Origin of the sequence: Amycolatopsis rifamycinica, assembly GCF_000695625.1 — a bacterium.
In the GTDB taxonomy this organism is placed as follows: Bacteria; Actinomycetota; Actinomycetes; order Mycobacteriales; family Pseudonocardiaceae; genus Amycolatopsis; species Amycolatopsis rifamycinica.
On the sequence record NZ_JMQI01000028.1, the window covers coordinates 326,543 to 346,285 of the forward strand.

General features: G+C 71.0%; 20 protein-coding genes. 8 read left to right on the top strand and 12 right to left on the bottom strand.

The window, feature by feature from the left end; genetic code table 11:
* Window positions 1-42 precede the first annotated feature (42 nt).
* A complete protein-coding gene (locus DV20_RS15960; protein ID WP_043780814.1) occupies window positions 43-1,326 on the bottom strand; it encodes a helix-turn-helix transcriptional regulator in 1,284 nt (427 codons plus the stop codon).
* 155 nt (window positions 1,327-1,481) lie between these two features.
* Here DV20_RS15960 and DV20_RS15965 point away from each other — a divergent pair, with 155 nt between their 5' ends.
* Window positions 1,482-2,384 carry an NADP-dependent oxidoreductase gene (locus DV20_RS15965; RefSeq protein ID WP_043780816.1) on the top strand — a complete coding sequence of 301 codons (903 nt, stop codon included), beginning with the start codon at window positions 1,482-1,484 and terminating at the stop codon, window positions 2,382-2,384.
* Between the two features lie 72 nt (window positions 2,385-2,456).
* Here the strand turns inward: DV20_RS15965 and DV20_RS15970 are convergent, their stop codons facing one another.
* The 4 genes from DV20_RS15970 to DV20_RS15985 form a co-directional block, all read right to left on the bottom strand.
* On the bottom strand, window positions 2,457-3,341 hold the full coding sequence (locus tag DV20_RS15970; protein ID WP_043780817.1) for a lysophospholipid acyltransferase family protein: 885 nt from the start codon (window positions 3,339-3,341) through the stop codon (window positions 2,457-2,459).
* Window positions 3,338-4,120: a GNAT family N-acetyltransferase gene (locus DV20_RS15975; protein ID WP_043780818.1), complete on the bottom strand. Its 783-nt coding sequence runs from the start codon at window positions 4,118-4,120 to the stop codon at window positions 3,338-3,340. The genes DV20_RS15970 and DV20_RS15975 overlap by 4 nt, the downstream gene beginning before the upstream one ends.
* A 160-nt stretch (window positions 4,121-4,280) precedes the next feature.
* A complete protein-coding gene (locus tag DV20_RS15980) occupies window positions 4,281-5,240 on the bottom strand; it encodes an electron transfer flavoprotein subunit alpha/FixB family protein (RefSeq protein ID WP_043780820.1) in 960 nt (319 codons plus the stop codon).
* Between the two features lie 29 nt (window positions 5,241-5,269).
* Window positions 5,270-6,055, bottom strand: coding sequence for an electron transfer flavoprotein subunit beta/FixA family protein (locus DV20_RS15985; RefSeq protein ID WP_043780821.1), 786 nt, complete (start codon window positions 6,053-6,055; stop codon window positions 5,270-5,272).
* Window positions 6,056-6,298: 243 nt separating this feature from the next.
* Here DV20_RS15985 and DV20_RS15990 point away from each other — a divergent pair, with 243 nt between their 5' ends.
* Window positions 6,299-7,144: a DegV family protein gene (locus tag DV20_RS15990; protein ID WP_043780823.1), complete on the top strand. Its 846-nt coding sequence runs from the start codon at window positions 6,299-6,301 to the stop codon at window positions 7,142-7,144.
* On the opposite strand, the gene DV20_RS15995 is transcribed toward DV20_RS15990, so the two are convergent.
* Complete coding sequence (locus DV20_RS15995; RefSeq protein ID WP_043780824.1) at window positions 7,122-7,547, bottom strand: hypothetical protein; 426 nt, start codon at window positions 7,545-7,547, stop codon at window positions 7,122-7,124. The two genes, DV20_RS15990 and DV20_RS15995, sit on opposite strands and share 23 nt — an antisense overlap.
* Window positions 7,548-7,600: 53 nt before the next feature.
* Here DV20_RS15995 and DV20_RS16000 point away from each other — a divergent pair, with 53 nt between their 5' ends.
* The 3 genes from DV20_RS16000 to DV20_RS16010 are packed head-to-tail and all read left to right on the top strand — an operon-like array spanning window position 7,601 to window position 10,379.
* Entirely contained in the window at window positions 7,601-8,374 is a 774-nt protein-coding gene (locus DV20_RS16000) for a class I SAM-dependent methyltransferase (protein WP_043780826.1), read from the top strand.
* Window positions 8,371-9,876, top strand: coding sequence for a 1,4-alpha-glucan branching protein domain-containing protein (locus DV20_RS16005; protein WP_043780827.1), 1,506 nt, complete (start codon window positions 8,371-8,373; stop codon window positions 9,874-9,876). The genes DV20_RS16000 and DV20_RS16005 overlap by 4 nt, the downstream gene beginning before the upstream one ends.
* 14 nt (window positions 9,877-9,890) lie before the next feature.
* Window positions 9,891-10,379: a glutathione peroxidase gene (locus DV20_RS16010; RefSeq protein WP_043780829.1), complete on the top strand. Its 489-nt coding sequence runs from the start codon at window positions 9,891-9,893 to the stop codon at window positions 10,377-10,379.
* A 97-nt stretch (window positions 10,380-10,476) separates the two neighbouring features.
* Here DV20_RS16010 and DV20_RS16015 read toward each other — a convergent pair whose 3' ends face one another.
* Window positions 10,477-12,240 carry a glycoside hydrolase family 2 protein gene (locus DV20_RS16015; RefSeq protein WP_043780831.1) on the bottom strand — a complete coding sequence of 588 codons (1,764 nt, stop codon included), beginning with the start codon at window positions 12,238-12,240 and terminating at the stop codon, window positions 10,477-10,479.
* Between the two features lie 112 nt (window positions 12,241-12,352).
* Between DV20_RS16015 and DV20_RS16020 the strand changes: the two genes are divergently transcribed.
* Entirely contained in the window at window positions 12,353-13,630 is a 1,278-nt protein-coding gene (locus DV20_RS16020; RefSeq protein ID WP_043780832.1) for a glycosyltransferase family 4 protein, read from the top strand.
* 11 nt (window positions 13,631-13,641) lie between these two features.
* Here the strand turns inward: DV20_RS16020 and DV20_RS46995 are convergent, their stop codons facing one another.
* The 3 genes from DV20_RS46995 to DV20_RS16030 form a co-directional block, all read right to left on the bottom strand.
* On the bottom strand, window positions 13,642-13,770 hold the full coding sequence (locus tag DV20_RS46995; RefSeq protein ID WP_268747426.1) for a hypothetical protein: 129 nt from the start codon (window positions 13,768-13,770) through the stop codon (window positions 13,642-13,644).
* A 129-nt stretch (window positions 13,771-13,899) separates the two neighbouring features.
* Window positions 13,900-14,679, bottom strand: a complete 780-nt coding sequence (locus DV20_RS16025) for a class I SAM-dependent methyltransferase (RefSeq protein ID WP_043780833.1) — start codon at window positions 14,677-14,679, stop codon at window positions 13,900-13,902.
* A 56-nt stretch (window positions 14,680-14,735) separates the two neighbouring features.
* On the bottom strand, window positions 14,736-15,194 hold the full coding sequence (locus tag DV20_RS16030; RefSeq protein ID WP_043780835.1) for a nuclear transport factor 2 family protein: 459 nt from the start codon (window positions 15,192-15,194) through the stop codon (window positions 14,736-14,738).
* A gap of 90 nt (window positions 15,195-15,284) precedes the next feature.
* Here DV20_RS16030 and DV20_RS16035 point away from each other — a divergent pair, with 90 nt between their 5' ends.
* Both DV20_RS16035 and DV20_RS16040 read left to right on the top strand, forming a co-directional pair.
* Complete coding sequence (locus tag DV20_RS16035; RefSeq protein ID WP_043780837.1) at window positions 15,285-15,818, top strand: TetR/AcrR family transcriptional regulator; 534 nt, start codon at window positions 15,285-15,287, stop codon at window positions 15,816-15,818.
* A gap of 80 nt (window positions 15,819-15,898) precedes the next feature.
* Window positions 15,899-16,594 (top strand): hypothetical protein, encoded by a 696-nt coding sequence (locus tag DV20_RS16040; protein WP_043780838.1) that lies wholly within the window; start codon window positions 15,899-15,901, stop codon window positions 16,592-16,594.
* 118 nt (window positions 16,595-16,712) lie between these two features.
* On the opposite strand, the gene aceB is transcribed toward DV20_RS16040, so the two are convergent.
* Both aceB and aceA read right to left on the bottom strand, forming a co-directional pair.
* Complete coding sequence (aceB, locus tag DV20_RS16045; protein ID WP_043780840.1) at window positions 16,713-18,320, bottom strand: malate synthase A; 1,608 nt, start codon at window positions 18,318-18,320, stop codon at window positions 16,713-16,715.
* 96 nt (window positions 18,321-18,416) lie between these two features.
* A complete protein-coding gene (gene aceA, locus DV20_RS16050) occupies window positions 18,417-19,697 on the bottom strand; it encodes an isocitrate lyase (protein ID WP_043780842.1) in 1,281 nt (426 codons plus the stop codon).
* Window positions 19,698-19,743: the final 46 nt, after the last annotated feature.

Consider the following 19,743-nt stretch of genomic DNA (forward strand, 5'->3'; position numbering starts at 1 on the left):
TCACCAGCGTGCAACCTCCACCCCGCTGGAAGTCAAGGTCATTCAAGCGGAGCGGTGCGCCACCGGTTCGAGCGGCAGGTCGCGGGCCAGCGCCGCCGCCTCGCCGCGGGAACTCACGTCCAGCTTGTCGAGGATGTTGCGGACATGGAACTTCACCGTGTGCTCGCTGAGCTGCAGTTGTTCGGCGATCTGCCGATTGCGCAGGCCCTGGGAGATGCCCGTCAGGACCTCCAGTTCGCGCGGGTTGAGCCGGTCGATCGGACGTAGCTCCGGCGGCTCGGCCACGCCGAGCGGGAGGACCGCGGTGACCGTCGTGCCCCAGCCCGGCACGGCGTCGACCTCCCAGTGGCCGCCCGGGGCCGTGAGCCGCTCGGTCAGGCCTCGGGGCGGGATCGCGTCGGCGACTTCGGGGCAGTCGTCGCGGACGGTGATCCGCAGCACCGATCCGTCCGTGCGCCACGACGCCCTCAAGCGCGTGGTCGTGGGACGGTCCAAGGCGGCGAGCACCAGGCCGCGGGTCAGCGTCCGTGCCGTGTGGGCGATGTCCTGCGGGAGGGCCGCGTCGCCGACCGGGTCAGCGAGGTCGATGTCGACCTCGGTGTGCCGGACCAGGTCGGCCAGCTGGGTCCTGAGGGCGGCGAATGCCGCGTCCGCCTGCTCCGCCGAGAGGGCTTGGTCGCGGTCGACGACGCCTTTGAGCTCCAGGAGCGCGTCGGCGGCGAGGTCGACCGCGGTGCGGCGGGCGACGGCGTCGGAGAGCCGGCCGGAGCGAAGAACCGACAGGAGCGTGACCAGGGTCGCCGCGTGCGTCTGGCCGAGGTCGGTGATCGCCTGGGCGCGTGCGGAGGCCGCGGCGAGGCTGCCGGCCAGGACGTCCGGGCCCGGGTCCGTCGCCCGCTGGCCCGCGTCGGTGCTGACGATGTGCCACAGCCGGGCCGCCAGTTCCAGCTCGGCGGACGGCGGCTCCGCGGCCTCAGGCACCACCGCGATCACCGCGCCCCGGCCGACGGCCGGCGTCGAAGCGAGCAGCACCAGCCGGCGCTCGACGCCACCGAGCACGCCGTCGGTCACCAGGGCCTTGCCCGGCTCGCTGCGGTCGACCAGGCGCTGCATCTCGACGCTCGTCACGGCCTGCGCGATGCCCTCGTCGCCGATGGCCTTGAGCGGGCTGCGGGGACAGTCGCCCGTCTGCATCGCCGCCGCGCGGTGCGGGATCAGTCTGCCCAGCTCGGCGGTGAACCGGCTGAGCAGCTGGGGCCGCGGGGCCGACAAGAGCCGTTCGACGACGTCCAGCACGTGTCGCGGATCCGACCAGGAAGCGTCCATGGCCACCAAGGTAGGCGCGACCGGACTCCGGCGACCTGCTCATCCGGCTAGTGAACACTGCTCGTCCGGGCGGTTCGGCGCCGCCGCCGGGCGAGTTGACTTCCGGGGGAGGACATTCGAACCGAAGGTCACGAACCAAGGAGCGAGAAACCACCATGCGAGCGATCACCTTCTCCGCATACGGCGGGCCGGAAGTTCTGCAGCTGTCCGACGTCCCGGCGCCCGAGCCGGGCCCGGGGCAGGTGCGGCTGGCCGTCCGGGCCGCCGGGGTCAACCCGATCGACTGGAAGATCCGCAACGGCGCCATGCAGCAGAACTTTCAGGTCCCGCTCCCGCACATCCCCGGCCTCGAGGTCGCCGGCGTCGTCGACGCTGTCGGGGAGGGCGTGGACTTCGCCGTCGGCGACGAGGTGTTCGGCTGGTCGGAGACCGGTGCGTACGCCGAGTACGCGCTCGCGAAGACGATCGCGCCGAAGCCCGCGAGCCTTTCCTGGGCGGACGCCGCCGCGTTGCCGGTCGCCGGCGAGACCGCTCTTCGCGTCCTCGGGCTGCTCGGAGTCCGCGAGGGCGAGACGCTGCTGCTCCACGGCGCCAGCGGCACGGTCGGGCGCTTCGCCGCCCAGGTCGCCGTCGCGCAGGGGGTGACCGTCATCGGGACCGGGGGAAGCCGGAGCCTCGACGACCTCAAGTCGCTGGGCGTCGTGCCCGTCCTCTACGGCGACGGCTGGGTGGAGCGGGTTCGCGAGGTGACGTCCGGGCCGGTGGACGCCGTGTTCGACGCCGCCGGGCACGGGGTGCTGCCGGGGTCCGTCGAACTGCGGGGCACCAAGGACCGGATCGTCACCATCGCCGATGCGGCCGCGTTCGAGCTGGGGATCCCGTTCTCCAGCGGGGGCGAGCAGACCCGTGAGGTCCTCACCGGGATCGCCGGCTGGGTGACCGACCGCGGGGTCGGCATCGCGCAGGGCAGGAGCTATCCGCTGGCCGAGGCGGCCGCGGCGCAGGTCGAGAGCGAGGGCGGGCACCCTGGCGGAAAACTGACCATCGCCGTCAGCTGACCATCGGGGACCCGGCCACCGCGGCATGTCCCAATCCGGGCCTGTCGCCGGATCGCGGCGACAGGGCCCGGATCACTTCGCGGGAGGCGAAGCCAGTGGGGCCGTCTGGCGGCGCGGCGTCCGGCGGCGCCGCTGCGCCGGGATCTGCACCGTGCCCAGCGCGGAATGGACCGCCGACTCGGCGAGGGCGGCCAGTTCACGGCGGGTTTCCGCACGGCCAGGGGCGATTTCCGGGCAGATGTGGATTTCGAGCACCAGGCCGCGCAGAGCCGCGACCCGGCGCAGGGACGCGATCAGCGACTCCGGCCCGATGAACGCCGGGCGGCTGGTCTCGCGGCCGTCGGCGAGGCGGTACCGCAACGCGATCGGGCGCACCGGGACGCCGCCGTCGATGGCCGCCTGGAACGTCGCCGTCGTGAAGCGGCCCGAAGCCAGGCCGCACCACGTCGTGCCCTCCGGCGTCACGCTGACCAGCGAGCCCGTCCGGAGTGCGTCGGCCAGCGACGCCATCGTGGCGGGCAACGTCGTGAGCCGCTCGCGGTCGAGGAAGATGCTGCCGCCGCGGCGGACCAGGCCGCCGAGCACCGGCCAGCCCGCGATCTCCTTCTTGGCCAGCGCGCGCATCGGCCGCATGGCGTTGATCGCGACGATGTCCAGCCAGGAGATGTGGTTGTTGACCACCAGCGCGCCACGGCCGGCGGGCGCGGTCAGGAAGTCGCCGCCGCCCCGGATGTCCAGCCGGACGCCGAACGCTCGCAGCATGCCGCGGAAGATCAGCTGGAGCAGGCGCTCCCGGCCCGGCGCGACCAGCAGCAAGGGCGCCGACGCCAGCGCCGCGAGGACGACCGAGATCGCCGCCGCGAAGCGCAGGACCCGGCGGGGGAAACCGACCACCGGGTCGTCGGAGGTGAGGCAGCCGTCGCCGCACGGCGACGCCGGCATCCAGGCGTGGCTCATCCCTGGGCCCCGAGGAAGAACTTGAGGTACCGCTCGTCGACGTTCTGCAGGTCCAGCAGGACGAAGAAGTCCGCGACGCCGAAGTCGACGTCCAGCGCGGGCGGCCCGCACACCTTGGCGCCGAGCCGGACGTACCCCTTGATCAACGGCGGCAGCGCGGAACGCGCCGGGCGCTCGATGCCCGAGGCGTCCCACGGGATCAGCGGCGCGACGCGCGTGGCCTCGTCGGAGTAGTGCTTGGCGCGCAGGATGTCCCACACGCCGGCGGCGAAGGAGCCGTCGTCCACCAGCGGGACGGACGCGCAGCCGGCGAGGTAGCGGTGGCCGGAGAGCAGCATGTAGCGGGCGATGCCGGCCCAGACCAGGCTCACGACGGCGCCGCTGCGGTGGTCCGGGTGCACGCACGACCGGCCGGTTTCGACCAGCGACGGTCGCAGGCCTTCGATTGCCTTCAGGTCGAACTCGCTGTCGGCGTAGAGCTTCCCGGCTTGGACGGCGCGTTCCGGCGGCAGCATGCGGTAGCAGCCGACGATGTCGCCCGTGTTGTCGTCGCGGACCACCAGGTGGTCGCAGAACTCGTCGAACTCGTCGACGTCGAGACCGGGCCGCGGGGAGTGGAGGCGCGCACCCATTTCCTCGGCGAAAACCCGGTGACGCAGTTTCTGCGCCGCGACCACTTCGTCGTTCGCGTGCGCGACGAGAAGCGAGTACCGGGGAGCGTCGGCGGGGAGCTTCGCACCCGCCTGATCAGTGCTGACGAGGAGCTGTGACGTCGTCATGGTCAAGGTGTACCTGCGCGGAGGGAGCCGCGGAGAGTGCCATCCGATGACTGGTTAGTGCATGTTCGGTGAATGGCGGGTTCTCAGGCTCTTCTCAGGTCCCGAAACACGCAAAGGGCCTCCCGGGGTCGACCCGGGAGGCCCTTCGACGAGGCTGGGATCAGCCCTTGCGCTTCTCGACCGCCTCGGTCAGCTGCGGCGCGACGTTGAACAGGTCGCCGACGATGCCGAAGTCGGCGATCTCGAAGATCGGCGCCTCCGGGTCCTTGTTGACGGCGATGATCGTCTTCGACGTCTGCATACCGGCGCGGTGCTGGATCGCGCCGGAGATGCCGAGGGCGATGTACAGCTGCGGCGAGACCGTCTTGCCGGTCTGGCCGACCTGGAACTGCGCCGGGTAGTAGCCCGAGTCGACAGCCGCACGCGAGGCGCCGACAGCCGCGCCGAGCGAGTCGGCCAGCTTCTCGACGACGTCGAACTTCTCCGCCGAGCCGACACCGCGGCCACCGGAGACCACGATGGACGCCTCGGTCAGCTCCGGCCGGTCGCCGCCGGTCACCGGCTCCACGCCGGTGATCTTGGTGGCCTTGGCCGCGTCGACGGCGGGGAGCTCGACGGTCTCCTCGGCCGCCGCGCCCTCGGCGGGCTCGGCCTCGACCGCGCCCGGGCGGATCGAGACGACCGGCGCGCCCTTGGCGGACTTGGACTTGACCGAGAACGCGCCACCGAAGATGGACTGGTCGATGACGCCGTCGCCGTTGACGCCCACGGCGTCGTAGATCAGGCCGGAGCCCAGTCGCACGGCCAGGCGGGCGGCGACCTCCTTGCCCTCACCGCTGGCGGTGACGAGCACGGCCGCCGGGGACGCCTGCTGCGCGAGCGCGGCGAGCACGTCCACCTTGGGCGTGACCAGGTAGTTCGCGGCGTCGTCGCCCTCGGCGACATACACCTTGGCGGCGCCGTGCGACGCCAGTGCCTGCTTCGCCTTGGCGGCGGTCCCGGTCGGGCCGACGACGACGGCCGACGGCTCACCGAGCGCGCGGGCGGCGGTCAGCAGCTCGAGCGTGACCTTCTTGACCTCACCGTCGACGTGGTCGACGAGGACGAGTACTTCAGCCATGGTTCTACTTCCTCCTCGAAGAGCCGTTGTCAGATGAGCTTCTGGCCGACCAGGTACTCGGCGACCTTGGTGCCGCCGTCGCCCTCGTCCTCGACCTTCTCGCCGGCGGTGCGCGGCGGCTTCGGCGAGGCTTCGGTCACGGTGGACCACGCGTTGCCGAGGCCGACCTCGCCCGCGTCGATGCCCAGGTCGGCGATGGTGAACGTCTCGACCGGCTTCTTCTTCGCGGCCATGATGCCCTTGAAGGACGGGTAGCGCGGCTCGTTGATCTTCTCGCCGACGCTCACGATCGCGGGCAGGCTCGCCTCGAGGTGGGTCAGGCCGTCCTCGGTCTCGCGGGTGGCCTTGATCGTCGAGCCGTCGACGGTCAGCTCACGCACGTAGGTGACCTGCGGCAGGCCCAGCAGCTCGGCGAGGATCGCCGGGATGGCGCCGCCGCGGCCGTCGGACGACTCGTTGCCGGCGATGACCAGGTCGAAGCCCTCGACCTTGCCGATCGCGGCGGCGAGCACCTTGGCGGTGGCGATCGCGTCCGAGCCGTGCAGCGCCTCGTCGGAGACGTGGATGGCCTTGTCGGCGCCCATGGACAGCGCCTTGCGGATGGCGTCGGTCGCGCGGTCCGGGCCCACCGAGATCACGGTGACCTCGCCCTCGCCGGCTTCCTTGATCTTCAGCGCTTCTTCGACGGCCTTCTCGTTGATCTCGTCGAGCACGGCGTCGGCGGATTCGCGGTCAAGGGTGTGGTCGGACCCGTTGAGCTTCCGCTCCGAGTAGGTGTCCGGTACCTGCTTGACCAGGACGACGATGTTGGTCATGGGTCTGCTTCGACCTCCCGGTTCGTGGCCCGCGGACGACCACGGGACAGTGCTCTACTGGCCGGTAGATTAGGGCCAATCGGCGCGCAGGACCCGTCGAGGTGACGCCATTCACCTGGATGCGCAATTTAATGGGACTATCGTCCCGGTAGTTGACCGGTCACCCCATCCGAACCACCGTTCGTCCGATCGGCCCAACCACGGCCTACTCGCAGTGGATGTCAGGCATTAATCTCCCCGACCATGCCCGCGCGCATCGCCGTCGTCACCGACTCGAGCTCCTGCTTGCCCGACCTCGTCGCCTCCCGGTGGGCGATCGGGGTCGTCCAGATCCAGCTGAACCTGAGTGGTCAGTTCGACGACGAGAACCGCTTCGACCGCCGCGAGGTGATCGACGCCATGAGAGCCGGGCAGTCGATCGTCACCGCGCCCCCGGATCCGGGGGCGTTCTTCTGGACCTACCAGGAAGCGGCCGCCGCCGGCGCGACCGCCATCGTCAGCATCCACCTCTCCGGCCGCATGTCCGACACCGTCCGCGCGGCCCGGGAGGCCGCCCAGCAGGTCCGCATCCCGGTGCACGTCCTGGACAGCCGGACCACCGGCATGAGCCTCGGCTTCGCCGCCGTGTCCGCCGCCCGCGCCGCGGCGGCCGGCGCGGACGCCGGCCGGGTCATCGAAGCCGCCGAACGCCGGTGCAGCACGAGCACCGAGTTCATCTACGTCGACACCCTCGAGTACCTCCGCCGCGGCGGCCGCATCGGCGCCGCGCAGGCCATGCTCGGCAACGCCTTCTCGATCAAACCGCTGCTCACCGTGAAGAACGGCGAGGTCGCACCGCTCGCCCGCGTCGCCGGCACGCGGCGCGCGCTGGCCAAGATGGTCGACCTCGCGGTGAAGAAGTCCGGCGGCTTCCGCGCCGACATCGCCGTCACCCGGTTCGGCGCCAGCGACCACGAACTGGAGATCGGCAGGCAGATCGAGCGCCGGGTGCCCGCGATGGTCGAGAGCATGGTCGTCGAAGCGAGCACGGTCATCGGCGCGCACCTCGGCCCCGGCGCGCTCGGCATCACGGTGTCACCGGTGGGCTGACGCGCCGCGCCGGGAGCAGCAGGACCACCAGCGGCAGCAGTACGCCGAGGCCGGTCGTCCCGATGACGAGCACCTGGTCGATCCGCTCGAAATGCGCGACGTGGCCGAGGTGGTAGAGGAAGTGCGGGACGCCGAACAGCAGTGCGGAGACGGCGGCGAGCCGCGCCACCGCTGTGGTGCCGATCACGGCGGCCCCGAGCAGCAGGGCCGCGAGGCCCAGGTTGAGGCCGCCGAAGTCGCGCAGGAGGTGCTCGTTGAACGGCCCGTCCATCGCCACCCAGCCGGTGCGAAAGGCGGGAAAGTCCTGGTAGAAGCCGGTCGGCGAGACCAGTGGCCAGATTCCGACCACGGCCTCGGCCAAGCCGAAGACGACGAGCAGGACGCGGGTGATGGTTCGTTGCATGACGACGGAACGAGACGGCGGCGCCGGACGTGACACCCGCTAGGGTCGCGGAGGTGACCACCCCAGCCACCCGGGCCGAGGCGCTGCACCTGACCGGCGAGCGGACCGTCCCCGGCCTCGCCGAGGAGAACTACTGGTTCAGGCGCCACGAAGCCGCGTACCTCGCCCTGCTCCCCCACTGCGCGGACGCGACGGTGCTCGAAGCCGGCTGCGGCGAGGGCTACGGCGCCGGCCTCCTCGCGACCACGGCCCGCCGGGTGCTCGCGCTGGACTACGACGTCCCGACCACCGAGCACGTCGCGCGCCGCTACCCCGAGGTCGCCGTCGCGCGGGCGAACCTGGCCTTCCTCCCGCTCGGCGACGGCGCGGTCGACGTCGTGGCCAACTTCCAGGTCATCGAGCACCTGTGGGACCAGGCCGGGTTCCTCGCCGAGTGCCGGCGGGTGTTGTCGCCGAACGGCAAACTGCTGGTCACGACGCCGAACCGGCTGACGTTCACCCCGGACAGCGACACGCCGCTGAACCCCTTCCACACCCGCGAACTGGCGCCGTCCGAGCTGGCCGGGCTGCTCACCGACGCCGGCTTCGACGTCGAATCACTGCATGGCCTCCACCACGGCGAGGCCGTGCGCGCGCTCGACGAGCGGTACGGCGGTTCGATCATCGACGCCCAGCTCGACGTGGTCATGGGCAAGCTCCCGGGCCAGGCCGAGTGGCCGGACGCCCTGCTCGCCGACGTCGCCGCGATCGAGGCCACCGGCTTCGACATCCACGGCGACGACCTCGACGCGAGCCTCGATCTGATCGCCGTGGCGGTGCGCCGATGAGCGAGGGCACCTTCTGCCTCGTCCTGCACAGTCACCTGCCGTGGCTGCCGCACCACGGGAGCTGGCCGGTCGGCGAGGAGTGGCTCTACCAGGCGTGGGCGCACTCCTACCTGCCGATGGTCGAGCTCCTGGAGCGCTTCGCCGACGAGGGCCGCCACGACGTGCTCACGCTGGGCGTGACGCCGGTGCTCGCCGCGCAGCTCGACGACCCGTACAGCATCCGCGCGTTCCACGACTGGCTCGGCCACTGGCAGCTGCGCGCCCAGCACGCGGCAACGTTGTGGCGCGGCGACCCGCTGCTGCGCGAGCTCGCCGCGGCCGAACACCGGACCGCCGTCCGCGCGGCCGACGAGTTCGGCACGCGCTGGCGGCACGGCTTCTCCCCGATCCTGCGGTCCCTGGTCGACAATTCGACCATCGAGCTGCTCGGCGGCCCGCTGGCCCACCCGTTCCAGCCGCTCCTGGACCCGCGGGTGCGCGAGTTCGCGCTGACCGCCGGTCTCGCCGACACGGCCCTGCGGCTCGGGACGCGGCCCGAGGGAATCTGGGCACCGGAGTGCGGCTACGCGCCTGGTCTGGAAAACGACTACGCGGCCGCGGGCGTGCAGCGGTTCCTGGTCGATGGCCCGTCGCTGCGCGGCGAGACCTGGGCCGCGCGACCGGTCGGCGGCACCGACGTCCTCGCGTTCGGCCGGGACCTCGAGGTCACCTACCGCGTCTGGTCACCGAAGGCCGGCTACCCCGGCCACGCCGCCTACCGCGACTTCCACACCTGGCAGCACGAGGTCGGCCTCAAGGCGGCGCGGGTCACCGGCAAGACGGTCGAGCCGCAGGACAAGGCGCCGTACGACCCGGCGCTCGCCGCCGATGTGCTGGGGACACACGTCAAGGACTTCGTCGAGACAGTCGTGACGCGGCTGCGGTCGCTGAAGCGGCAACACGGGCGGGAGGCGCTCGTGGTCGCCGCGTACGACACGGAGCTGTTCGGCCACTGGTGGCACGAAGGTCCGGCCTGGCTGGAGGGCGTGCTGCGCGCACTTCCCGAGGCCGGCGTGCGGGTGACGACGCTGAAGGGTGCGATGGAAGCCGGCCACGTCGGTGCGCCGATCGACCTGCCCGCGTCGTCGTGGGGGTCGGGCAAGGACTGGCGGGTCTGGGACGGCGAGCAGGTCAAGGACATGGTCGCCGCCAACAGCGCGTTGCAGGACCGGCTGCTCGGCCTGGTGCGGGGACTGGACCGGACGGCACGGGACGTCGTCGCCGACCAGGCCGTCGCCGAGGCGATGCTGGCCCTGGAAAGCGACTGGGCGTTCATGGTCACCAAGGACTCGGCCGCGGACTACGCGCGTCGTCGCGCCGCGGTCCACACCGAGCGCTTCGACACGCTGGCCGGGCTGCTGCGCCGCGGCGATCGCGCGCGGGCCGCGGAGCTCGCCGCGGCCTACCGCGCCGACGACGGACCGTTCGGGCACCTCGACACCCGGGCGCTGAAGCACGACTGAAAGGGACCCGCCGGATGGGAATCCACGAAATTCCGCTCAAGACCCTCGACGGGCGGGACAGCTCGCTGGGCGAGTTCGCGGGCAAGGCGCTGCTCGTGGTCAACGTCGCGTCGAAGTGCGGCCTGACCCCGCAGTACTCCGGTCTCGAGCGGCTGCAGGAACGCTTCGGCGAGCAGGGCTTCTCCGTCGTCGGGTTCCCGTGCAACCAGTTCGCCGGTCAGGAGCCGGGCAGCGCGGACGAAATCCAGACGTTCTGCTCGACGACCTACGGCGTCACGTTCCCGCTGTTCGAGAAGATCGACGTCAACGGCGAAAACCGGCACCCGCTCTACGCCGAGCTGACCGAGACCGCGGACGCCGAGGGCGCGGCGGGCGACGTCCAGTGGAACTTCGAGAAGTTCCTGGTCGGCGCCGACGGCGAGGTCCTGGCGCGGTTCCGGCCCCGCACCGAGCCGGAGGACGAGACGGTCGTCAAGGCCATCGAGGCGGCGCTGCCGGCTTGATTTCACGGCAGGATCCACCTCCTGGGCCGCTGGCTGCGTTGGTGGATCCCGCCGGTGCCGGGGCGCCGGCCGGTTTCGCGACGGGCCGTGGTCGAAATCAGGACGAGCCCGCGTCGATCACCGCTCGCGCGCACTTCGCCACCACGGCCGGGTCCACCTTGACCAGGCGACGGTCGTAGGTCAGCAGCCCGTTGACCTCGTTTTCGACGTCCGTCGTCTGGGTGTAGACGGCGCCGGACAAGCCGCGCTCCGCCACCACGCGCTCGAGGGCGGCACTCACCTCGGCGTAGCGCTCGGTGAGCCGCTCCGGCGTCGGCGTCATCTCGTACGCGTTCGGCGGACCAGGCCAGCGGTGGTCGTCCAGGACGAGACCGAGGCCGCCGTACTCGCCGTCGACGATAGCGCGGCCGTCGGTCACCGACGGCGTCCCCGGGCCCACGTACGTGTGGTCGTCGTAGACGTCGCCCGCGCCGCTGTCCGGTCGCGAGAAACAGCAGTTGACCCCGCTGTTCGCGATGACCAACCGCGTCGGGTCGAGGGCTTTGACCGATTCCGCGACACGGGCGGTGTCGAACTCGCCCCAGCCCTCGTTGAACGGAACCCAGCCGACGATCGAGGGAACCGCTTGCAGCTGCGTCACCATTTCGGCCAGCTCCGCTTCGAAGCGTTCGCGTGCCCGCGGGACCGGGTCCGGCGCGATTCCGGGTGGTCCGTCGAACGACACCGTCAGCGACGGCATGTCCTGCCAGACGACCAACCCCAGCGTGTCGGCCCAGAAGTACCAGCGGGCCGGCTCGACCTTGACGTGCTTGCGGACGAAGTTGAAGCCCAGCTCCTTCGTCTTCTCGAGGTCGAAGCGCAGGGCATCGTCGGTGGGCGCGGTCGAGATGCCGTCCGGCCAGTAGCCCTGGTCGAGCGGTCCGTGCAGAAAAGTGACACGGCCGTTGAGCGCGATCCGCGGGCGCCCTTGCCCGTCCGGGACCAGGCCGATCGTCCGCAGGCCGGCGTAGCTGCCGACCTCGTCCGAAATCGCACCACGCTCGTCGAGCAGCTGGACACGCAGCGCGTAGAGGTGCGGGTCGTCGGGCGTCCAGAGGCGCGGTGAAGGGACGTCGACGCGCACCGCGGCCCCGGCCGGGCCCGATGCCCGAGCCACCTCGACGTCGTTCGCCGAAATGACGACAACGACCTGAGCACCGCCGGTGACCTGCGGGAACACCGTCACACCGGTCAGGTCCGGAGTGAGGTCCACGCGCTCGACCCGAGTCTCCGGGACCGGCTCGAGCCAGACCGTTTGCCAGATTCCGGACGACGGCGTGTAGCAGATCCCACCGGGCGCGTTGCGCTGCTTCCCGACCGGGAAGGGCTCTACGTCGGTGCGGTCCTCGGCGCGGACGGTCAGCTCCTGCGGTCCCGCGGCACGCAGGACGTCGGTGATGTCCGCGCTGAACGCCGTGTAGCCGCCTTCGTGCGTCGCGACGAGCTGGTTGTTGACCCAGACCTTCGCCGTCTGGTCGACCGCGCCGAAGTGCAGGAGGACCCGCGAGCCGCGCCAGTCGGCGGGGACCTCGAAAAGACGCCGGTACCAGAGGACTTCGTCGCGTCGCCGAATTCCGGACAACGCCGATTCCGGCGGGAACGGGACCAGGATGCGCTCGGCGTAGCCGGACGGCCGTGGCTCATCCGGCGACGACGGCCAGCCCGCGTACTCCCAGACGCCGTTGAGACTGAGCCAGCGAAGTCGCGTGAGCTGGGGTCGCGGGTACTCGGGCAGCGCGTTGTCCGGAGCGACGTCGCCGCTCCACGGCGTCGGCAGGGGCGGGTCGAGCCGGCGCCAGCCGCGGTCCTCGGGAGAAGTCATCCCGGTCGATGCTGGCAGAGATCGCGACCTCTGCCAGTGATCGAGATCACATGTGAACACTTCGCGAGCACGGGCGCGTCGAGGCCTTCTGACTCGCGAGTAACCTCTGCCCATGCGAGTGCTGATGCTGTCCTGGGAGTACCCGCCCGTGGCCATCGGGGGCCTGGCCCGGCACGTCCACGCGCTCGCCACCCACCTCGCCCGCCAGGGCCACGACGTCGTCGTCCTCTGCCGGCACGCTGCGGGCACCGACGCCGGGACGCACCCCCGCACCGATCGGGTCGTCGAAGGCGTGCGGGTCATCCGGGTGGCCGAGGACCCGATGCACGTGACCTTCGAACGGGACCTCGTCGCTTGGACGCTGGCCATGGGGCACGCCATGATCCGCGCCGCGCAGGACCTGCTGCGCACCTGGCAGCCCGACGTCGTCCACGCGCACGACTGGCTGGTCGCCCACCCGGCCATCGCGATCGCCGAGGCCGCGCGGGTGCCGCTGGTCGGCACGATCCACGCGACCGAAGCCGGACGGCATTCCGGCTGGCTGTCGCACCCGCTGAACCAGCAGGTCCACTCGGTCGAGTGGTGGCTGGCCAACCGCGCCGACGCGCTGATCACCTGCTCCCAGGCCATGCGCCGCGAGGTCGCGCACCTCTTCGAGGTCGAAGCGGCCGACGTCACGGTGATCCACAACGGCATCGAGGAGCGCGGCTGGCAGGTGCCCGCGGACGAGATCGCGCACGCCCGCGAGGTCTACAGCCCGGCCGGTGCGCCGTTGTTGCTCTATTTCGGACGACTCGAGTGGGAGAAGGGCGTGCAGGACCTGCTGGCCGCACTCCCCCGCATCCGGCGCCGCCACCCGGGCACCCGCGTGGTCGTTGCCGGAAAAGGACGACACTTCGACGAGCTGGTCGAACAGTCGCGGAAGCTGCGGGTGCGGCGCGCGGTCGACTTCGTCGGGCACCTGTCCGACCGCGACCTCCGGGCGGCGCTGGCCGCGGCCGACGCCGTTGTCCTGCCGAGCCGGTACGAGCCGTTCGGCATCGTCGCGCTGGAGGCCGCGGCCGCGAAGGCGCCGCTGGTCGCCTCGACGGCCGGCGGGCTCGGCGAGGTCGTGGTCCACGGCGAGACCGGGCTGGCGTTCAGCCCCGGCGATGTCGCGGAATTGGCCAACGCGGTGACGACGGTGCTCTCCGACGCCGAGGCTGCGGCCGAGCGCGCGCGGGCCGCGCAGTCCCGGCTGGCCGCGGACTTCGACTGGGGCCGGATCGCCGAAGCGACCGCCGAGGTCTACCGGCGGGCGAAGCCGGGCGAACCGGTCGAGCTGCCCCGGCCGAAGATCGCCACCGGGAACGCGTTCGAACCGGTCCCGGCCGAGATCCCGGAAATCTAGGCAGCCGCCGCTCAGAACCGGCAGGGCCGGAAGCAGTCCGGACCGGACGGGACGGCCGTGGCCGAAAATCCGTCCACGGCGACCGCGAGCGAAAAGACGACGATGAGGGCGGCGATGACAGCTCTCAACCTGCTAATCATGGGAACTCCTCGGGGAACGGCGGCGCGATCGGCGCCTCGCAGCGAGCATCCGCGCCGCCTCCCGGGGAAACAATAAGCGGAACAGCACGGACCGGTACGTATTCGCCTTCCGTGATCGGTTCGTCCGGTTCACCGGGTTCCGGTCAGCAACCGGACCCGGACGCGTTCCCGCAGCGGGCCGTGCGGGGTGACCGCCGCCCGGATGCGCTCGATGAACGCCGGCCTCGCGTCCGGGCCGGGCAGCTGCTCCGGGCTCATGGCCGAAAAAAGACCACCGGCGATTTCCTCGACGCTCAGCGGCGCGGAGTACTCGACGACCGTCGAGTCCACGGCGTACCCGGCGGCCGCGAGGGCCTTCGCGTACCGCTCCTGGCTCGCGTCGTCCGTGCCGCAGGTCCGGTGCAGCGGAGTGCCCAGGTAAGCGGAGGCGACCTCGCGCAGCGCGGTCGACCACGCCGTGTCCTGCAGCCACAGCGGTTCGCCGTTGGTCACCACCGCGACACCGCCGCCGGGACGCAGCAGCGGCCGGACCGCCGCGAACAGCCGCTCGTGGTCCATCCAGTGCAACGCCTGCGCCACCGTCACCGCGGCCAGGCGGCCCGGCCCGAGCGCCGCCGTCAGCGCGCCGACGTCGGAATCCGCGCCGAGCAGCCAGCCGACATTCGGCTCCGCCGTCGCCTGGCGGGCTTGGGCCAGCATCGCCGGTTCCGGGTCCATGCCCAGGACCGCTCCGACGCGAGGCGCCAGGGCCCGGGTGAGCTGGCCGGTGCCGCAGCCGAGGTCGAAGACGACGTCGTCGCGGGTCAGCGTGAACGTCCTGGTCAGCTCGTCCGCCACCTCGGGCGGGTAGCCGCGGCGGAACCGCTGGTAGTACTCGCTCACTTCGCCGCCGAACGCCGATGTCGTCATGGCCCAAGCATGCCCGGGGCCCAACCCCGCCGGACGTCGTTCCGCCGAGAGCGGACTCAGAAGATCGGCAACAGCAGGCCGTGCTCGGACTCCGGCCGCGGGCCGAAGATGCGGCGGTCGGCTTCGGTGATCGGGACGTCGTTGATGCTCGCTTCGCGGCGTCGCATCAGGCCTTCGTCGCTGAACTCCCACAGCTCGTTGCCGTAGCTGCGAAACCACTGACCTTCGGCGGTCCGGGACTCGTACTGGAACCGGACGCCGATGCGGTTGCCGCGAAAACCCCACAGTTCCTTGCGCAGCGCGTAGTCCAGCTCGCGCGCCCACTTTCCAGTCAGGAATTCGACGATCTGCGCGCGCCCGACGACGTGCCGGTCGCGATTGCGCCAGACCGAATCCTCCGTGTACGCCAGCGAGACGCGCTCCGGGTCGCGGGTGTTCCACGCGTCTTCGGCGGCCTGGACCTTCTGGCGGGCGGCGTCCTCGTCGAACGGCGGGAACGGCGGGCGCGGGGTCATGACAGCTCCTTCCGACCGTGGAGAACGTGCGTTCTCCACGGCTCCCGCTAGACTAGAGAACGATCATTCTCAGCGCCAGGGGCAGGTGACATGGATTCCACGGAGGCGACCGACCGGCTGCTGGAGGCCGCTGAGGACCTCTTCTACGCCCACGGCGTGCAGGCGGTCGGAATGGACGCCGTCCGGGAACGCTCCGGCGTCTCGCTCAAGCGGCTCTACCAGACGTTCCCGGCAAAGAACGACCTGGTCGAGGCGTACCTGCTTCGCCGCGACGAGCGCTGGCGGGGGTCGTTGCGCGATTTCGTCCACGTCCGCGGCGACGATCCGCTGGCCGTGTTCGCGTGGCTGAAGAACTGGTTCGCCGAGCCCGGCTTCCGCGGCTGCGCGTTCGTCAACTCCTTCGGCGAGTTCGGCGAACCCGCTCCGGGCATCGCCGCCGCGATCCGCAAGCACAAGGACGAGGTGCGGGCGTACCTGCGTGGTCTCGTTCCCGACCAGAACCTCGCCGACCAGCTGTTCTCGCTCATGGAAGGCGCGACCGTGCTCGCCGCGATCACCGGGGACCCCCGCGAGGCGGACACGGCCGGGGAAGCCGCGAAAGTCCTGCTGAAAGCACTCGTGTGAGTGACAACTCTGCGTAACGAGCTGCCGTCGGCGGCCGACTACCTACCACTCCGTACACGGCTGAGGAATGGAGTCGGCGCATGGAAACCTTCGTCTTGGCGGCCGACGCGCAGGTGGTACCCGACTGGCGCGTGCTCGGCTGGGGCCTGGTCGCGGGCGCGGGCGCGACCCTGGTGATGGGCTGTGTGCTCGGCCGGCTCGCCAGGCGGGCCCCCGGTGCCGAGCTTCCCGGCGGCGCCCAGTGGAAGTTCACGGACAGCTGGGCCAGCAATCTCACGGCGCTGACCGCCGCGTTCGCCACTTTGCTCGCCGCGTTCTCCGGGAAGCTGGACGCGGCGATCTCGGCCGGGGCTTCGACGGCTTTCGCCGTGGCGTCTGCGTTCTACGTCGCTGTCGCCGCTTGTGCGCCGATCGCTTATACCGTGGGACAGAAGGAGAAGACGGCACGCAAGGCGCCGACGGACCCGATGGACCATCTCGTCGGCAGTCCGCGCGGTCTCGTCGCCGGCGCGTGCCTGACGCTGTTGTCGGTCTTCTCGTCGCTGGCTTCGGTCATCTTCGTGCTGGTGTTCGGGGCGAAGGGTGCCCTCTACGACCTCAGCTGGATTGCGGTGGTCATCCTGCTGGCGATGGCGACTCTGGTCGCCATCTACGCCTTCCGGACGGTCCGGTGGTTGCTCACGCCACGCGGGCGAGGCGCCACGCTGCCGGGCATCACCGGTTTCACCTGCTGCGAACCGCCCGAGGCCGTGACGCGACGGGTTTTCCTGCTGTGAAAGACATGAACCGGTCCGGTGACGGGGAGCCGCCGTCACCGGACCGGTCCGGACCCACACCATCCCAACAGTGTGGAATCCGGCCTCCCCTCGTCAGGTAGGGGAGGCCGGGGCCCTGCTACCGGGCGTCCGTGAGGTACCGCGCGTAGGCACCCGTGGTGAGGAAGCTCGGCAGCTTCTCGCCCAGCGCGGTTTCGGTGAAGATCTCGTACGCGTCGTCGAGGCGGTTGCCGTCGCCGAGGTCGGCGCGCACCGAGGCGAGCTCGTCGTCCAGGAATTCGACCGCCAGCTCGCGGGTCAGCGCCGTGCCGTCCTCGAGCTTCGTGCCGTTGCGGATCCACTGCCAAACCTGGCACCGCGCGATCTCCGCGGTGGCCGCATCCTCCATCAGGTTGTGGATCGCCGCCGCGCCGGTGCCGCGCAGCCACGCGTCGACGTAGCGGAGCGCGACGTTGATGTTCGCGCGCACGCCCGCCTCGGTGACCTCGCCGCCGGCGCTGGCCACGTCGAGCAGGTCCTCGGCGGTGACGTGGACGTCTTCGCGCAGCTTGCCGAGCTGGTTGGGCCAGCCGCCGAGCACGCTGTCGAAGACCTCGCGGCAGACCGGGACCAGGCCCGGGTGCGCGACCCATGAGCCGTCGAAACCGTCGCCGGCCTCGCGTTCCTTGTCGGCGCGGACCTTCTCGAGCGCGGTCGCGTTGATCTCCGGGTCCTTGCTCGGGATGAACGCGGCCATGCCGCCGATGGCGTGCGCGCCGCGCTTGTGGCAGGTCTGCACCAGCAGCTCGGTGTAGGCCCGCATGAACGGCACGGTCATGGTGACCTGCGCGCGGTCCGGCAGGACGAAGTCGGCGCCGTGCGCGGCGAAGTTCTTGATGAGGCTGAAGATGTAGTCCCAGCGGCCCGCGTTCAGGCCCGCGGCGTGCTCACGCAGCTCGTAGAGGATTTCGTCCATCTCGAACGCGGCGGTGATCGTCTCGATCAGCACGGTGGCGCGGATGGTGCCGCGCGGGATGCCCAGCTCGCGCTGCGCCAGCAGGAAAACGTCGTTCCAGAGACGCGCTTCGAGGTGGTTCTCCAGCTTCGGCAGGTAGAAGTACGGGCCGGCGCCGCGGGCGATCAGCTGGCGCGCGTTGTGGAAGATGTACAGGCCGAAGTCGACCAGGCTCGCCGACACCGGGCGGCCGTCGATGCGGATGTGCTTCTCGACCAGGTGCCAGCCGCGGGGCCGGGCGACGATCGTCGCCGGGTCGTCGCCGATGGTGTAGCGCTTGCCCGCCTCAGTGGTGAAGTCGATGTTGCGGCGGATGGCGTCGTAGAGGTTGAGCTGGCCGTCGATGACGTTGTGCCACGTCGGCGACGTCGCGTCCTCGAAGTCCGCCAGCCAGACCTTGGCGCCGGAGTTCAGCGCGTTGACCGTCATCTTGCGGTCGGTCGGGCCGGTGATCTCGACGCGGCGGTCCTCCAGGCCCGGCGCGGTCGGGGCGACGTGCCACGACTCGTCGTCGCGGATCCGGCGGGTTTCGGGCAGGAAGCCGAGCGGCTTCTCGCCCGACTGCAGTTCCTCACGCCGCGTGCGGCGGGCGTCGAGCAGCTCGCGCCGGCGTCCGGCGAACGTGTTGTCCAGCTTGGCCAGGAAGTCGAGTGCCGCCGGGGTCAGGATCTCCGCGAACCGGCCCTCGACCGGGCCGGTGACCTCGATGCGGTAGTTCAGCCGATCAACCATGGGGTGCCTCCGCGAGCTGTGGGCGGGGAAGAACAAAAGGGGAGGGTCGCGGCCTGACGACGGTGGGGGGTGCCGCCGTCAGGCCGCGGCCGGGGATCAGTGGAACTGGGCCTCTTCGGTGGAGCCCTTGAGCGCCGTGGTCGAGCTCTCCGGGTTCAGCGCCGTCGCGACGTTGTCGAAGTAGCCGGTGCCGACCTCGCGCTGGTGCTTGGTCGCCGTGTAGCCGCGGCTCTCCGAAGCGAACTCGCGCTCCTGCAGGTCGACGTAGGCGGTCATGCCTTCCCGGGCGTAGCCGTGCGCCAGGTCGAACATCGAGTAGTTCAGCGCGTGGAAGCCGGCCAGCGTGATGAACTGGAACTTGTAGCCCATGTGGCCGAGCTCGCGCTGGAACTTCGCGATCGTGGCGTCGTCCAGGTGCTTCTTCCAGTTGAACGACGGCGAGCAGTTGTAGGCCAGCATCTGGTCCGGGAACTTCGCCTTGATCGCCTCGGCGTACTTGCGCGCCACCTCGAGGTCCGGCTCGGAGGTCTCCATCCAGAGCAGGTCGGCGTACTGGGCGTAGGCCAGGCCGCGCTCGATGCAGGGCTCGATGCCGTTGCGGACCTCGTAGAAGCCTTCGGCGGTGCGGCCCCCGGTGAGGAACTGCTGGTCGCGCTCGTCGACGTCGCTGGTCAGCAGCGTCGCGGCCTGCGCGTCGGTGCGGGCGACGATCAGGGACGGCACGTTCAGCACGTCCGCGGCGAGGCGGGCGGCGTTCAGCGTGCGCTCGTGCTGCTTGGTCGGGATCAGCACCTTGCCGCCGAGGTGACCACACTTCTTCTCGGACGCGAGCTGGTCTTCCCAGTGCACGCCCGCGGCGCCGGCCGCGATCATGCCCTTCATCAGCTCGAACGCGTTGAGCGGGCCACCGAAGCCGGCCTCGGCGTCGGCGACGATCGGGGCGTACCAGTCGATGTCGGTGTTGCCCTCGGCCCAGCTGATCTGGTCGGCGCGGCCCAGCGCGTTGTTGATGCGGCGGACCACGGCCGGCACGGAGTTGGCCGGGTACAGGCTCTGGTCGGGGTAGGTCTGGCCGGCCAGGTTGGCGTCGGCCGCGACCTGCCAGCCGGACAGGTAGATCGCCTGCAGGCCCGCGCGGACCTGCTGGACGGCCTGGTTACCGGTCAGGGCGCCGAGCGCGTGGATGTAGTCCTCGGTGTGCAGCAGGTCCCAGAGCTTCTCCGCGCCGCGGCGGGCCAGGGTGTGCTCCTCGACGACGCTGCCGCGCAGCTTGATCACGTCTTCGGCCGAGTAGGAGCGCTGCACGCCCGCCCAGCGGGGGTCGCTCGCCCACTGCGCGGCCAGCTCCGCGGCCGCCTGCTTGGCCTGTTCCGTCATCGGATCTCCCGGTGTTGCGAAGTTTGCGATTGCTCGCCTTGCTTGG

Excerpts from the sequence above, each read along its gene's own strand:
- DV20_RS16020 (WP_043780832.1), top strand. The coding sequence starts at position 12,353 with ATGCGAGTGCTGATGCTGTCCTGGGAGTACCCGCCCGTGGCCATCGGG.
- aceA (WP_043780842.1), bottom strand. The coding sequence starts at position 19,697 with ATGACGGAACAGGCCAAGCAGGCGGCCGCGGAGCTGGCCGCGCAGTGG.
- DV20_RS16010 (WP_043780829.1), top strand. The coding sequence starts at position 9,891 with ATGGGAATCCACGAAATTCCGCTCAAGACCCTCGACGGGCGGGACAGC.
- DV20_RS16025 (WP_043780833.1), bottom strand. The coding sequence starts at position 14,679 with ATGACGACATCGGCGTTCGGCGGCGAAGTGAGCGAGTACTACCAGCGG.
- DV20_RS15970 (WP_043780817.1), bottom strand. The coding sequence starts at position 3,341 with ATGAGCCACGCCTGGATGCCGGCGTCGCCGTGCGGCGACGGCTGCCTC.
- DV20_RS16030 (WP_043780835.1), bottom strand. The coding sequence starts at position 15,194 with ATGACCCCGCGCCCGCCGTTCCCGCCGTTCGACGAGGACGCCGCCCGC.
- DV20_RS15985 (WP_043780821.1), bottom strand. The coding sequence starts at position 6,055 with ATGACCAACATCGTCGTCCTGGTCAAGCAGGTACCGGACACCTACTCG.
- DV20_RS15995 (WP_043780824.1), bottom strand. The coding sequence starts at position 7,547 with ATGCAACGAACCATCACCCGCGTCCTGCTCGTCGTCTTCGGCTTGGCC.
- DV20_RS16040 (WP_043780838.1), top strand. The coding sequence starts at position 15,899 with ATGGAAACCTTCGTCTTGGCGGCCGACGCGCAGGTGGTACCCGACTGG.
- DV20_RS16005 (WP_043780827.1), top strand. The coding sequence starts at position 8,371 with ATGAGCGAGGGCACCTTCTGCCTCGTCCTGCACAGTCACCTGCCGTGG.
- DV20_RS15980 (WP_043780820.1), bottom strand. The coding sequence starts at position 5,240 with ATGGCTGAAGTACTCGTCCTCGTCGACCACGTCGACGGTGAGGTCAAG.
- DV20_RS15990 (WP_043780823.1), top strand. The coding sequence starts at position 6,299 with ATGCCCGCGCGCATCGCCGTCGTCACCGACTCGAGCTCCTGCTTGCCC.
- DV20_RS16035 (WP_043780837.1), top strand. The coding sequence starts at position 15,285 with ATGGATTCCACGGAGGCGACCGACCGGCTGCTGGAGGCCGCTGAGGAC.
- DV20_RS15960 (WP_043780814.1), bottom strand. The coding sequence starts at position 1,326 with ATGGACGCTTCCTGGTCGGATCCGCGACACGTGCTGGACGTCGTCGAA.
- aceB (WP_043780840.1), bottom strand. The coding sequence starts at position 18,320 with ATGGTTGATCGGCTGAACTACCGCATCGAGGTCACCGGCCCGGTCGAG.
- DV20_RS15975 (WP_043780818.1), bottom strand. The coding sequence starts at position 4,120 with ATGACGACGTCACAGCTCCTCGTCAGCACTGATCAGGCGGGTGCGAAG.
- DV20_RS15965 (WP_043780816.1), top strand. The coding sequence starts at position 1,482 with ATGCGAGCGATCACCTTCTCCGCATACGGCGGGCCGGAAGTTCTGCAG.
- DV20_RS16015 (WP_043780831.1), bottom strand. The coding sequence starts at position 12,240 with ATGACTTCTCCCGAGGACCGCGGCTGGCGCCGGCTCGACCCGCCCCTG.
- DV20_RS46995 (WP_268747426.1), bottom strand. The coding sequence starts at position 13,770 with ATGATTAGCAGGTTGAGAGCTGTCATCGCCGCCCTCATCGTCGTCTTT.